This window comes from Streptomyces sp. NPDC053427 (genome assembly GCF_044544985.1).
Taxonomy (GTDB): Bacteria; Actinomycetota; Actinomycetes; order Streptomycetales; family Streptomycetaceae; genus Streptomyces.
On record NZ_JBITYA010000010.1, the window covers coordinates 276,237 to 288,875 of the forward strand.

12 protein-coding genes are annotated in these 12,639 nt (G+C 72.5%); 3 read left to right on the forward strand and 9 right to left on the reverse strand.

What is annotated here, in order from left to right; translation table 11 throughout:
- Positions 1–14: 14 nt before the first annotated feature.
- Together ACIGWZ_RS27690 and ACIGWZ_RS27695 are read left to right on the forward strand one after the other, a co-directional pair.
- Positions 15–1,031, forward strand: coding sequence for an Lrp/AsnC family transcriptional regulator (locus tag ACIGWZ_RS27690; RefSeq protein ID WP_400069205.1), 1,017 nt, complete (start codon positions 15–17; stop codon positions 1,029–1,031).
- The gene (locus ACIGWZ_RS27695; RefSeq protein ID WP_400069207.1) at positions 1,028–1,795 is read left to right on the forward strand and encodes a rhomboid-like protein; all 768 of its coding nucleotides are present in this window, start codon (positions 1,028–1,030) and stop codon (positions 1,793–1,795) included. Before ACIGWZ_RS27690 ends, ACIGWZ_RS27695 begins: the two co-directional genes overlap by 4 nt.
- Here ACIGWZ_RS27695 and ACIGWZ_RS27700 read toward each other — a convergent pair.
- From ACIGWZ_RS27700 to ACIGWZ_RS27740, 9 genes are all read right to left on the reverse strand, one after another.
- Positions 1,783–2,595 (reverse strand): HAD family hydrolase, encoded by an 813-nt coding sequence (locus ACIGWZ_RS27700; RefSeq protein WP_400069209.1) that lies wholly within the window; start codon positions 2,593–2,595, stop codon positions 1,783–1,785. The genes ACIGWZ_RS27695 and ACIGWZ_RS27700 overlap by 13 nt on opposite strands.
- A complete protein-coding gene (serS, locus tag ACIGWZ_RS27705) occupies positions 2,592–3,881 on the reverse strand; it encodes a serine--tRNA ligase (protein WP_400069211.1) in 1,290 nt (429 codons plus the stop codon). Before serS ends, ACIGWZ_RS27700 begins: the two co-directional genes overlap by 4 nt.
- A 535-nt stretch (positions 3,882–4,416) precedes the next feature.
- On the reverse strand, positions 4,417–5,343 hold the full coding sequence (gene pheA / locus ACIGWZ_RS27710) for a prephenate dehydratase (protein ID WP_400069213.1): 927 nt from the start codon (positions 5,341–5,343) through the stop codon (positions 4,417–4,419).
- Positions 5,344–5,459: 116 nt separating this feature from the next.
- Entirely contained in the window at positions 5,460–6,833 is a 1,374-nt protein-coding gene (gene efeB, locus ACIGWZ_RS27715; protein ID WP_400069215.1) for an iron uptake transporter deferrochelatase/peroxidase subunit, read from the reverse strand.
- On the reverse strand, positions 6,833–8,791 hold the full coding sequence (locus tag ACIGWZ_RS27720) for a copper resistance CopC/CopD family protein (protein WP_400069217.1): 1,959 nt from the start codon (positions 8,789–8,791) through the stop codon (positions 6,833–6,835). Before ACIGWZ_RS27720 ends, efeB begins: the two co-directional genes overlap by 1 nt.
- 73 nt (positions 8,792–8,864) lie before the next feature.
- Positions 8,865–9,329: a copper chaperone PCu(A)C gene (locus tag ACIGWZ_RS27725; protein ID WP_400069219.1), complete on the reverse strand. Its 465-nt coding sequence runs from the start codon at positions 9,327–9,329 to the stop codon at positions 8,865–8,867.
- Positions 9,326–9,967 (reverse strand): SCO family protein, encoded by a 642-nt coding sequence (locus ACIGWZ_RS27730; protein WP_400069221.1) that lies wholly within the window; start codon positions 9,965–9,967, stop codon positions 9,326–9,328. The genes ACIGWZ_RS27725 and ACIGWZ_RS27730 overlap by 4 nt, the downstream gene beginning before the upstream one ends.
- A gap of 63 nt (positions 9,968–10,030) precedes the next feature.
- Positions 10,031–10,789: a YcnI family protein gene (locus ACIGWZ_RS27735; RefSeq protein ID WP_400069473.1), complete on the reverse strand. Its 759-nt coding sequence runs from the start codon at positions 10,787–10,789 to the stop codon at positions 10,031–10,033.
- Positions 10,790–10,963: 174 nt separating this feature from the next.
- Positions 10,964–11,866, reverse strand: coding sequence for a hypothetical protein (locus ACIGWZ_RS27740; protein WP_400069223.1), 903 nt, complete (start codon positions 11,864–11,866; stop codon positions 10,964–10,966).
- A 245-nt stretch (positions 11,867–12,111) separates the two neighbouring features.
- On the opposite strand from ACIGWZ_RS27740, the gene ACIGWZ_RS27745 reads away from it, so the two are divergent.
- Entirely contained in the window at positions 12,112–12,603 is a 492-nt protein-coding gene (locus ACIGWZ_RS27745; RefSeq protein ID WP_400069225.1) for an ATP-binding protein, read from the forward strand.
- The last annotated feature ends 36 nt before the right edge of the window (positions 12,604–12,639 follow it).

A 12,639-nucleotide genomic window follows, 5' to 3' on the forward strand; every position in this document is an offset into this window, starting at 1 on the left:
GTTAGCCTCGAACGGTGAAATCCGACGCCGCCGCCCCCGCCCCCGGGTTCGACGTCCTCGACCGGCAGCTCATCCACGCCCTCCAGCTCGACGGCCGGGCGCCCTTCAGCCGCGTCGCCGATGTACTCGGCGTCTCCGACCAGACCGTCGCCCGCCGCTACACCCGGCACCGGGGCAGCGGGGCGCTACGGGTGCTGGGGCTGGCCGATGCACGGGCGCTGGGCGAGACCGAGTGGCTGGTGCGGGTGCAGTGCACCCCGGATGCCGCGGTGTCCGTGGCCGAGGCGCTGGCCCGCCGGCCGGACACCGCCTGGGTGAACCTGATGTCCGGGGGGACGGAGATCGGCGCGGTCTGCCGCGCGGCGAGCAGCGCGCACAGCGATGCCCTGCTGCTGCAGAAACTGCCCCGTACGCCCAGCGTCGTCGGCGTCACCGCACACTGCATGCTGCACGAGTTCTTCGGCGGCCCGCAGGGCCTGGTCAGCAAGTCGGGCGCGCTGAGCGACGAACAGATCGCCCGGCTGAGTCCGCCGCCACCGGACCCGGCCGCCGCCCCGGTCGCGCTCACCGACGCCGACCGCCGCCTCTTCGACGCCCTCGGCCGCGACGGCCGTACCCCGCTGGCCGAACTGGCCGCCGCCACCGGTTGGTCGCCCACCACCGTCCGCCGCCGCCTCGCCGAACTGCGCGCCGACGGCGTCCTCTACTCCGACGTCGACTACGACCTGCGGCTCTTCGGGTACGGCGTGATGGTCGCCCTGTGGCTGTCGGTCGAACCGGCCGCGCTGGCCGCCACCGGCCGGGCGCTGGCCGCCCACCCGGAGGTCGCTTTCGCCTGTGCCACCACGGGGCCGAACAATCTCTTCGCCTCCGTGCTGTGCAAGGACGTCGGCGCGCTCTACAGCTATCTGACGACGCGGGTCGCGGCGCTGCCCGGCGTACGGACGATGGAGAGCGCGCCGCACATCCGCCACGTCAAAGGCGCCGGACCGGTCAGGGCCACCGGGCGGGCGGCGGGGCGCCGCCGATGAAACCCGTGCTCCCCGGAAGGCTGCTGCGGTGGCCCGCCAACGCCCTGGGCCGGTCGGCGGCCTGGGCGCGGGCCTGGGTGCGGAGCGCCCCCGGCACCCACATCTGGCTGCTGATCATCGGCATCACCAGCCTCGTCGTCGCCTCCGCCTCCGAGGGTCTGGGGCAGTTCCTGCTCCACCGCACCAGCAGCAACATCCACGAGCTGAACGAGCATCCGCTCCCCTCGCTCCTGATCAGCGGCTTCTGGATCGAGCGCCCGGAGTCGTTCCTGCTGTACGTGGTGATGTTCGAGCTGCTGCACGCCAACGTCGAGCGCTGGCTGGGCACCTGGCGCTGGCTGCTGATCGTCGGCGCGGCGCACTGCGCCGCCACGCTCGCCAGCCAGGAACTCGTCCTGCTGGCCATCGAGGGCCACCGGCTGCCGCGCTCGATGACCCATGTCGTGGACATCGGGGTCTCCTACGGGCTGGCGGCCGCCGCCGGTGTGCTGACGTACCGTCTGCTGCCGCCCTGGTGCTACGGATGGCTCCTCGGCGTGCTGCTGTTCTTCGGCGTCCCGCTGCTGACCGGGGCGACGTTCACCGACTTCGGGCACGCCATCTCCCTCGTCCTGGGGCTGGTGGCCTGGCCGCTGACGCCGGCCGGGAGGGCGCTGCCGTACGAGTCGGACGAGGCCGGGCCCGGCGAGGGCGACGGGGCCGGGCCACCACCCGGCCGGAGCGGCCCTCGGGACAGCTCCCGGGGCGCCCCTCAGGACAGGTAGAGCCGCTCCAGGACGACCGCGATGCCGTCGTCCTCGTTGGAGGCGGTGATCTCGTCCGCGACGGCCTTCAGCTCGTCATGGGCGTTGCCCATCGCCACGCCGCGCGCGGCCCAGGCGAACATCGCGAGGTCGTTGGGCATATCGCCGAAGGCGATCGTGTCGGCGGCCTTGACGCCCAGGCGGCGGGCGGCCAGCGACAGGCCGGTGGCCTTCGTCAGGCCCAGCGGCAGCAGTTCGACTATGCCGTGTCCGGCCACCACCACGCCCACCAGATCCCCGGCGACCTCGCGTGCGCTCCGCGCCAGGGAGTCGTCGTCGAGGGTCGGGTGCTGGAGGTAGACCTTGTTGAGCGGGGCGCTCCACAGCTCGGCCGGGTCGTCGATCATGACGTTCGGCAGCGGGCCTTCCTGGACGCGGTAGCCGGGGCCGACCAGCACCTCGCCCTCCAGGCCGTCCCGGCTCGCCGCCAGATACAGCGGGCCGGTCTCCGCCTCGATCTTGGACAGCGCGAGGCCGGCCAGCTGGCGGTCGAGCGTGACGGACGTCAGCAGCCGGTGCTCGCCGGCGTGGTAGACCTGCGCGCCCTGCCCGCACACCGCCAGGCCCCGGTAGTCCAGGGCGTCGAGGATGTGCCGGGTCCAGGGCACGGACCGGCCGGTGACGACGATGTGCGCCGCGCCCGCCGCGGTGGCCGCGGTGAGCGCCGCACGGGTGCGCTCGGAGACGGTCTCGTCGTGGCGCAGCAGCGTCCCGTCGAGATCCGTCGCGATGAGCTTGTAGGGCAGGGGCTGTGCGCTCACCGGTCGACGGGCTCGAGGAGCTCGCGGCCGCCCAGGTAGGGACGGAGCACTTCGGGGACCCGTACCGAACCGTCCGGCTGCTGGTGGTTCTCGAAGATCGCCACGATGGTGCGCGGTACGGCGCACAGCGTGCCGTTCAGCGTCGCCAGCGGCTGGACCTTCGGCTTGCCCTCGGAGGTGTCGCGCATCCGGATCGACAGCCGCCGCGCCTGGAACTCGTCGCAGTTGGAGGCGGAGGTCAGCTCGCGGTACTTGCCCTGGGTCGGGATCCACGCCTCGCAGTCGAACTTGCGGGAGGCGGAGGCGCCGAGGTCACCGGTGGCGACGTCGATCACCTGGAACGGCAGCTCCAGTGCGTTGAGCCACTGCTTCTCCCACTCCAGCAGGCGCTGGTGCTCGGCCTGCGCGTCCTCCGGGGCGACGTAGGTGAACATCTCCACCTTGTCGAACTGGTGGACCCGGAAGATGCCGCGGGTGTCCTTGCCGTACGTGCCGGCCTCGCGGCGGAAGCACGGCGAGAAACCGGCGTAGCGCAGCGGGAGCTTGGCCGCGTCCACGATCTCGTCCATGTGGTACGCGGCGAGCGGGACCTCGGAGGTGCCGACCAGGTAGAAGTCGTCCTTCTCCAGGTGGTAGACGTTCTCGGCGGCCTGGCCGAGGAAGCCCGTGCCCTCCATGGCGCGCGGGCGGACCAGGGCGGGGGTCAGCATCGGCGTGAAGCCGGCCGCGGTGGCCTGGGCGATGGCGGCGTTGACGAGGGCGAGCTCCAGCAGGGCGCCGATGCCCGTCAGGTAGTAGAAGCGCGAGCCGGACACCTTGGCGCCGCGCTCGACGTCGATCGCGCCGAGCAGCTCGCCGATCTCCAGGTGGTCCTTGGGCTCGAAGCCCTCGGCGGCGAAGTCGCGGATGGTGCCGTGCGTCTCGAGGACCGTGAAGTCCTCCTCGCCGCCCACGGGCACGTCCGGGTGGACGAGGTTGCCGAGCTTGAGCAGCAGCTGCTGGGTCTCTTCCTTGGCCTCGTCCTGCGCGGCGTCGGCGGCCTTGACGGCGGCGGACAGTTCGCCGGCCTTCTTCAGCAGCACGGCCTTCTCGTCGCCGGAGGCCTTGGGGATGAGCTTGCCGAGCGCCTTCTGTTCGGCGCGCAGCTCGTCGAAGCGGACGCCGGACGACCTGCGCCGCTCGTCGGCGGAGAGAAGCGCGTCGACGAGTGCGACGTCCTCTCCACGGGCGCGCTGGGAGGCGCGCACACGGTCGGGGTCCTCACGGAGCAGGCGAAGGTCAATCACCCCACCAGGCTACCGGGGCCGTGCCCGGCCGTTCGACGTGATATTGCCCCGCGTTGCAATTTGTCCGGTTTGGGGTTGTTTATTCCGTGCCGGAATGTGCGCCGCGGGGCGCCCCGAAGGTGTCCCGCAATTCTTTGTCATCGCGTTTGTCCACAGGGGTTGGGGGCTTGAAGGCCTTTATCCACAGGCTGTGTGTGAGATCTGTGGAAGTCGGAAGTGATCATTCCGTTTCCGGAATGTTCGGCTATGGATTCTTCGTCCAAACCCCCTTCCCACGCTCTTTCGTGTGGGATTGCCTCGCTCTAAAGGATTGATCGCGCGAATTGTGCTGACGCGGCCCGAGTTGGGGTGTCGTGAAGCGATGTGGAGTGCTGTGGAACGACGTGGGATCGGTAGAGGGATTTGTCGACTCTGCCCGAATCGGCATGCGCCTCATGTCGACTTACCCACAGGTCGAGAACCGGGCCTGTGGATAACTTTGTGGACAGTGCGGCGCCCGGTGGAATGGTGCCGGTGACGCCGGGGAATGCGCGTGTCAGCCGCGCCCGTCGAGGCAGCGCGCCAGCCAGTCCGACGCCTCGGTGAACGCCGAATCCGTCATCGTCGGCCGCACGGTCGCCGTCACCTCGTCCGCCCGCGGATACGAGCCGAGGAACCGCACATCGCGGCAGACCCGCTTGAGTCCCATCAGGACCTCGCTGACCCGGCGGTCGGTGACGTGCCCCTCGCAGTCGACCGAGAAGCAGTAGCGGCCGATGCCCTCGCCGGTCGGCCGGGACTCGATCCGCATCATGTTGACGCCGCGGACCGCGTACTCCTGGAGCAGCTCCAGCAGCGCACCGGGGTGGTCCTCGGCCAGCCACAGCACCACCGAGGTCTTGTCCGCCCCGGTCGGCGCGGCCGGCCGGGCCGGGCGGCCGACCAGCACGAAGCGGGTGGCGGCGTTCTGCGCGTCGTGGATGTCGGTGACCAGCGGCTCCAGGCCGTACGTCGCCGCCGCGAACTCGCCCGCGAAGGCGCCGTCGTACCGCCCCTCCTGCACCAGCCGCGCGCCATCGGCGTTGGAGGCCGCCGACTCCCAGACGGATTCGGGGAGTTGGGCCGCCAGCCACTTGCGCACCTGCGGCTGGGCGACCGGGTGCCCGGTGACCGTCTTCACATCGCTCAGCGCCGTGCCGGGGCGCACGAGCAGCGCGAAGGCGATCGGCAGCAGCACCTCGCGGTAGATCATCAGCGGTTCGCCGGCGGCCAGCTCGTCGAGGGTGGTGGTCACCCCGCCCTCGACGGAGTTCTCGATCGGCACCAGGGCGGCGGCCGCCTCACCGGCGCGCACCGCGTCCAGGGCGGCCGGCACCGACACCATCGGCACCAGCTCGCGGGTCGCCGCTTCCGGGAGAGTGCGCAAAGCGGCCTCGGTGAACGTGCCCGCGGGCCCGAGGTACGTATAGCGGCTGGCCGACATGCAAAGGACTCCTCGCGAAGGTGCGGGGGCGCCCCGCCGATCTCTCCCTGTTCTGCCACGATACCGAGCCCGCACGGGTGCCGGAGGGCCGTTCCACAGGGCGGGCGGGCCCCCGCTCAGCCCTCCAGCAGCGGCCGGCCCACGTAGTCCCCGGCCTCCGTCGCCGCGGGCGGCACCGCGTACAGCCCACTGGCCTCGTGCCGCAGGAACGCCGACAGCGCGTCCCCGCGGTCCAGCTTGCGCTGGATCTGGGTGAAGGCGCGCAGCGGATCGGCCTGCCAGCAGACGAAGAGCAGCCCCGCGTCCGGGGCCCCGTCGTCGCGGAACCCGTCGTGGAAGGAGAACGGGCGGCGCAGCATCGCCGCGCCCTGGTTGGACTCCGGGGCCGCGACCCGGGCGTGCGCGTTGGCGGGGATGACCGGCAGTCCGTCGGCGCCGTTCGCATCCAGCCGCATCGGCGTGGTCTCCGAACCGCCGGTCAGCGGCGCCCCGTTGGCCTTGCGCCGCCCTATGACCTTCTCCTGTTCGTGCAGCGACCGCTTCTCCCACGCGTCCAGCAGCATCCGGATCCGCCGGACGACGGCGTACGACCCGCCGCGCATCCACTCCTGGTCGGCGTCCCGCCCCACGAAGATCCGCTCGTCGAAGTCCTCGTCGGAGGGTTTGGGGTTGTTGGTGCCGTCGACCTGCCCCATGAGATTGCGGGCGGTCATCGGGTGCGCGGTGGCGCCCGGGGTGCGGTTGAAGCCGTTCATCTGCCAGCGCAGCCGGGCGGCGTCGCCGGCCTCCTTCTGCAGCGCCCGCAGCGCATGGAAGGCGACCAGTGCGTCGTCGGCGCCGATCTGGATCCACAGATCGCCGTTGCTGCGCCGGGGGTCCAGGGCGTCGGCGGAGAAGTCGGGCAGCGGGTCGAGCTGTGCGGGGCGCCGCTTCGTCAGGCCCGTACGGCCGAAGAAGCTGTGGCCGAAGCCGAAGGTGACGGTCAGCGAGGACGGGCCCGCGTCCAGGGCCACCCCGGTGTCGGCGTCCGGCGCCCGCCCGGCCATCAGCTGCTCGGCCGTCCGCGACCAGCGGCGCAGCAGCGCGGCGGCCTCCTTGCGGCCGCCGCCCGGTGCCAGGTCGAAGGCGACGAGATGCCCGTTGGCCTGGAGCGGGGTGGTGATCCCCGCCTGGTGCCCGGCCCGCGCCGGGCGGAAGGCGACCTCGGTCGAGCCGATGGTGGTGAGCGCGTCCGGGGCGTCGTCCCCGGTGGCGGAGGCCGCGAGGGCGCCGCCCGCCCCGCCGACGACGAGCCCGGCCGCGCCCGCCGCCCCGACGGTGCCGAGGAGGCGGCGCCGGGAGAGCTCGACGGTGGGGGCGGCGGGGCCGGCGGTGGCTGCGGGTTCGGCGGGGGCCTTCCCTGAGGCCGTTCCGGCGGCCTCAGGGTTCCGGGTGGCCCGGGGGACCCTGGCGCCCTTGGGGGACTGCTTGCCCGAGGTCTGCTTGCTCATCAGCCGATCTTCACGTTCCTGATCACGGTCACCTGGTCGATGTCGGAGGTCCGTACGAGCAGCGAGAGCTGCCACCGCCCGGGGACCGGCAGCTGGACGCCGTCCGCGCTCCAGTGGCCCCTGCCGACGTGCTTCGGGACGACCGCGAGCGGCCCCAGCTTCTTGGCCTTCAGGGTGAAGGACACCTTCACCTCGGGGACGTCCCTGGTCCTGCCCGACGGGTCCGAGATGCGCAGCCGCAGCGCGTTGCCGCTGCCGCTGCGTCCCGGGTCGAGGTCGAGCCGGGCGGTGCCCTTGCCGTGCGGGCCACCGGTGTCGAAGGGGAGGGTCAGCACCTGCGGCCGGTTGGCCGCGGCGGACCGCCCGGCGGCGTCACCGGCCTTGACCGCCTCCGCCGTACGGGCCGGTTCGGTGGCGGTCAGCACGGTCGTCACCGCGAGCAGCACGACGGCCACCGACGCCTCGGCCAGCACGGACCGGCGCAGCCCGAGCCGCTCCGGGTCGGCGTCCCGGATGCGTTTGGTGCGGGCGGTGCGCAACGCGACCTGCTGGCGGGCCAGTTGGGCGACGCGCGCGGGGTCGGCGTCGGGGCCGCCGTCGGGCTCCGGCCCGGTCAGGGCTTCCGGCCCGGCCACGGGTTCCGGCTCGGGGCCCGCTTCCGGTTCCGGCGCGTCGGCGACCTCCCCCAGCCGCCCCGTCCACCGCCGCGACACCCACGCGATCCCGACGAGCACCACCACCAGTCCCGCCTTGAGCAGCAGCAGCCGCCCGTACGAGGTGTCGGTCAGCGCCCGCCAGGTGCCGACCTGCCGCCAGGACTGGTAGATACCGGTCGCCACCAGGACCAGCACGGAGCCGAACGCGATCCGCGAGAAGCGGTGCACCGCGGACCGCTCGACGGCGGGGCCCCAATAAAGGGACACGACCAGGGCCGCCAGTCCGCCGAGCCAGGCGGCGACGGCGAGCAGATGCAGCACATCGACCGGCATCGCGACGGCGGTCTGCAGCCCGGTCGAGGCGTGCTCGGCCGTCGCCCAGGTGGCGGCCAGCCCGGCCGCGACGATCACCCCGCCGATGCCGAGCCCGAACGTGAGGTCCCTGCGCCGCTTGGCGTCGTCGGCGGGGTCCGCGCCGTCCTCCGCCTCCTGGGTGCGCGCGTACGCCCCGAACAGCACCGCGATGAACAGCGCCGCGGCCGCCAGCAACAGCAGCCGGGAGACCAGCGCCGCGCCCGGCTTGGTCAGCAGGACCTGCTGGAGCCCGCCGAGATCGAAGACGTCGGCGAGCTCGCCGGAACCGGTGTACGGGGTGCGCAGCAGCAGCATCGCGAGGGTGGTGCCGGTCAGCACGGCCCAGCCGTGGACGATCAGCCGCTGCACGGACCGTACGAGCGCGGCGGCCGGGCGGCAGGCGACGACGAAGGCCCCGCCGCCGGCCAGCAGCACGAAGCCGGCGTAGGCCAGATAGCGGGCGATGCCGTAGAGCGCGCCCACCAGGCCGCCGCCGACCTCCTGCTCAGGGAGCGCGGCGGTGGTCTTGGAGGGCGCGCCGACGGAGAAGGTGAAGGCGCCGGAGACCGGGTGGCTGTCGGCGGAGACCGCCTGCCAGGCGACGGTGTACGTACCGTCGGTGAGCCCCGGCGGCAGCCCCGCCCCGTAGCGGACGACGCTGCCCCTGCACAGATTGCGCAGCTTGCCGCGGTCCACCCGCTTGCCCTTCGGGTCGAGGACCCGGATGGAGTCGTCGCCCATCGCCACGCCCTCGGAGAAGGTGAGCGAGACCTGTTCGGGCGCCCGGTCCACCACCGCCCCCTGCGCGGGGTCGCTGCCGGTCAGCGCGGCATGCGCCGAGGCCGGCGCGGCGCCGCCGAGCAGCGCGCCGAACAGCGCCGCCACGACGACCAGCAGGCGCAGCGCGGCGCCGGGTCGCGGCCTGGAGCCGGTGATGGCCACAGCCATGGTGATCGCTCCCCTGCTTCCTTGATTCCGGTGGGACCGGGGCTGTCTTGCTTCCTTGCTTCTTTGTCGTCCGCTACTTCTTCGGTACGTAGTCGGTGGCCTTGACCGGGACGTCCACCTTGATCGGGTCGGAGGTGGCGAAGTGCAGCTCGATGGTGACCTTGTCGCCCTCGACGGGCTTGTTCTTCAGGCCCATGAACATCAGGTGGTTGCCGCCGCGGCCGAGCCTGAGCTCACCGTTCGCGGGCACGTCCAGGGACTTGACCTGCTCCATCTTGTTGCCGACCGTCCGGTGGATGGAGATGTCCTTGGACAGGTCGCTGGTGACCGAGGTCAGCTTGTCCGCGGTACCGCCGGTGTTCTTGACGACGAAGAACGCACCGGCCATGTCCTGGGTGACCGGCCGGGGCATGTACGCGCCGGCGACCTCGAGCTGTGCGCCGCCGTCCTCGGGGCCGCAGCCCGCCAGCGCGAGGCCGGCGGTGAGGGCGAGGGTGGCGGCGAGGGGTATGCGGAGGCGGGTGGTGCGGCGGTTCACGGGTTCTGCCCCTTGATGATCTTCGGAAGTGCCTTGGTGTAGTTGTCGGAGGTCGCCTCCTGCATGCCCATCCAGTGGACCTTGTCGTCCTTGGGCGAGCTCAGCAGCACCTGCGCGCCGTGCGTGGAGACGACATCGCCGTTCTTCTTCTTGACCGGCTTCTCGATGCCGATGTTCACGCTGCGCGCGCCGGCCTGGATGGTGTCGAACTTCCCGGTCAGGCCGATGAAGTTCTTGTTGATGCCGCCGAGCCACTTCTTGAGGGCGGCCGGGGTGTCGCGCTCCGGGTCGGAGGTCACGAACACGACCCGCAGGTCGTTCTGCTCGGCCTTCGGCAGCTGCTTCACCGCGACGGCCAGGTTGGCCATCGTCAGCGGGCACACGTCCGGGCAGTTGGTGTAGCCGAAATAGACCAGGGTCGGATGGCCCTTGGTCTTCTCCAGCAGGTCGTACTTCTTGCCCGCGGTGTCGGTCAGGACGAGGTCCGGCTTCTCCATCGGGGTGTCGAGCGTGACGATCGGCTTGGAGGTGGAGCCGGAGACATCGGCGGCGGGCTTGCCGTCGTCGTCGTTGCAGGCGGTCAGGGAGAGGGCCGCGGCCGCCGCGAGGGCGGACGCGAGCAGGGTCCTTCTACGCATGGGTCCTTCTGTACATGGTTGGGGCCGGGGCCGGCGCGGGTCGCGCGCCGGCCCGGTCGGAGATCAGGCGTTGCGGCGGCGGCCGGCGAAGAGGCCGAAGCCGATCCCCGCGATGCCGACGACGATGCCGACGACGGCCAGGATGCGCGCCGTGGTGTCGCTGGCGGCGTTCTCCTGGCCCGCGGCCGTGGTCCTGCCGTGCTTGGCGTCGTCCTTGGCGTCCGCGCCGCCGCCGTGGCCGTCCTCGGTCGCCGCGGTGAGCTTGAGCACCGGCGCCGGGTTCTCCGGCTCCGGGGCGCCCTCCTTCGTGGGCTCGATCCAGCGCACGACCTCCTTGTTGTCGTACGTCTGCAGGGCCTTGAAGACGAGCTGGTCGGCGTCCTCGGGAAGCTGCCCGACGGAGAGCGGGAACTGCTGGAACCGGCCGGGCTCGACGCCCTTGCCGTCCGCGGTCCAGATGATCTTCGAGGGCGCCTCGGTGATCTTCTCGCCGTGCATCTCGAGCGGCTTGGCGAGCTTGGCCTTCTCGACCTCGACCTTCCAGCCGGGCACCGGCTCGGGCATCACGGACGCCAGCGGGTGGTCGGTGGGCAGGGTGACCTCGAGCTTCACCGTCGAGGCGTTGTCGCGCTCATTGGGGACCTTGAAGTTGACGGTCGCGTAGCCGCCCTTCTCGGCAGTGCCGGGCTGCACGCTGACGTGCGCGAAGGCCGGACCGGCGAGCAGCAGCACGCTGCCCGCGGCGATGCCGCCCACGAGCGGCAGCCGGCGGGCGAGCCGGCGGGCGGGACGGGGGGCCGGGGCGGAGGCGGGGCGCGACATCTTCGACATAACAGAAACACTCCACAGGAAGGAGAACGCACGGTCAGGTGCGGTGAACGGGTACACGGGTGCCGGCTGTCCGGCGCGCACGCGGCGACGGCGCGAGAGCCCGTACTCTCCCCACTGCCTCGAGGGCAGGGGAAGTACCCCCTGTGGGAGCGTGCTTCGCGTACGTCAGGCCGCGAGGGCCAGGGAGGCCAGGGCAGGCGGCCCCCGCCTGACGACACTGTGGTGGAGCGCGGGGTCCCGCGGGCCGGGTTTGTCATCCCCGTACGAAACGAGGGCGCGCGGCGTCTCGTCGTGCGCCGCGCCGAGCCCCGAGAGCAGGGCGTGCACGAGGGTGAGCGCCGAGCGCAGGGCGCCGACCAGCGCCTGCGCCGCGACCTCACGCGCCGCCGGGGTCGACAACCGCACCAGCCGCCACAGCGCCGCCTCGCCACGCCGCAGCAGCCACCCGGCGGCGAGCGCCGCGAGCAGATGCCCCAACAGCATGGGCAGCGAGGGCAGCAGGCAGTGCGACATCAGCGGGCCGGCGGCGGCACCATCGGCCGCCAGGTGCCCCGCGGCACCGGCGGAATCGGCCATACCGACCGCTCCGCCACCGGAACCGGCGGGCGCGACGACCCCACCCGCCACGGCCGTGTCGAAGCCACCGGATCCCAGAATCCGCCGCGCCGCGGCGACGGCCGGGCGGCCGCTGCCCAGCCCGCAGCTGACGTGCTGCGCGACGGCGACCGCGGCCTGGTCCGACAGCCCCCGCAGACCACCCGAGCCGCCTGCCGCCGCGGGCCTCGCCATCGGGTGCTGTCCCGTCGCGAACAGTGCGTGCAGCGCGAGCTGGCCCACGGCCAGCCCGGTCGCGATCCCCGGCAGCGAGCGTTCCCGCCCGGCCAGAGGAGCCGCGACGGCGAACACGGCGGCGCAGGCGACGCCCAGCGTCCACAGCGGAACGGCGGCGAACGACGCCATCATGTGCCCGGCCGCGGACAGCGCGACACAGACCGCGGTGAAGACCGCGGCCCTCAGCAGCCGCAGATCGGCGGCTGCGCGCGCTGTGGGGGCGGGCGGGGCAGACATGGCGGCGACATCATCCCACTGCCTTTACCGGCCGCCTACGGCAGGGCGCCGCTCAGTGCTGCGCCCGGGGGCGGCAACGGCGCCCGGCGGGGCGCGCGGGAGCGCGCGGGGGTCGGTACACCTCCGCCCATGCGCTCGTTGCCCGCCTCCGCCGAATGAGCGGCGTCACGTCCGGGACAGGCTTACGGACCATGCGGTGCGGCAATAGGTAACGGTATGTCTAGCGGTGGCCAGGAGGCTGGAGCATGAGCATCTGGTGGTCCCTCCAACTGCGACGCGAGGCTGCGAGCGTGCCGCTCGCCCGCCGTCTGCTGCTGGGCACGATGGAGACAGCCGGCGTCGATCCGGATATCTGCTACGACCTGTCGGTCGCCCTCTCCGAAGCCTGCGCCAACGCCGTCGAACACGGTGGGGACGCCGCCACCGGGGACTACCGCGTCACGGCCTTCATCGACGGCGACACCTGCCGCATCGAGGTCACCGACTCCGGCCCCGGCTTCCGCCGCTCGCCCCTCCCCGCCCCGCCCCACACCCCGGCGGACGGCACTCCTGAGCCCGCCGTACCCGCCCCCGCGCAGGCCCCCGCGGACGCCGAGGACGGCCGGGGGCTCTTTCTGATCGAGGCCCTCACCGACCACGTCCGCTACCGCAACCGCACCGGCAGACGCGGCGCCGTGGTCAGCTTCGACAAGATCCTCAAGTGGCGGGAGGGCGCGGCGCTGCCGATGGCGTCGTGAGGGCCGCCGCCCACAGCGCTCGCGGGTCGTCACGTC

Coding starts and splice junctions, on each gene's coding strand:
- ACIGWZ_RS27695 (WP_400069207.1), top strand. CDS start 1,028: ATGAAACCCGTGCTCCCCGGAAGGCTGCTGCGGTGGCCCGCCAACGCC.
- pheA (WP_400069213.1), bottom strand. CDS start 5,343: ATGTCGGCCAGCCGCTATACGTACCTCGGGCCCGCGGGCACGTTCACC.
- efeB (WP_400069215.1), bottom strand. CDS start 6,833: ATGAGCAAGCAGACCTCGGGCAAGCAGTCCCCCAAGGGCGCCAGGGTC.
- ACIGWZ_RS27720 (WP_400069217.1), bottom strand. CDS start 8,791: ATGGCTGTGGCCATCACCGGCTCCAGGCCGCGACCCGGCGCCGCGCTG.
- ACIGWZ_RS27730 (WP_400069221.1), bottom strand. CDS start 9,967: ATGCGTAGAAGGACCCTGCTCGCGTCCGCCCTCGCGGCGGCCGCGGCC.
- ACIGWZ_RS27735 (WP_400069473.1), bottom strand. CDS start 10,789: ATGTCGCGCCCCGCCTCCGCCCCGGCCCCCCGTCCCGCCCGCCGGCTC.
- ACIGWZ_RS27740 (WP_400069223.1), bottom strand. CDS start 11,866: ATGTCTGCCCCGCCCGCCCCCACAGCGCGCGCAGCCGCCGATCTGCGG.
- ACIGWZ_RS27745 (WP_400069225.1), top strand. CDS start 12,112: ATGAGCATCTGGTGGTCCCTCCAACTGCGACGCGAGGCTGCGAGCGTG.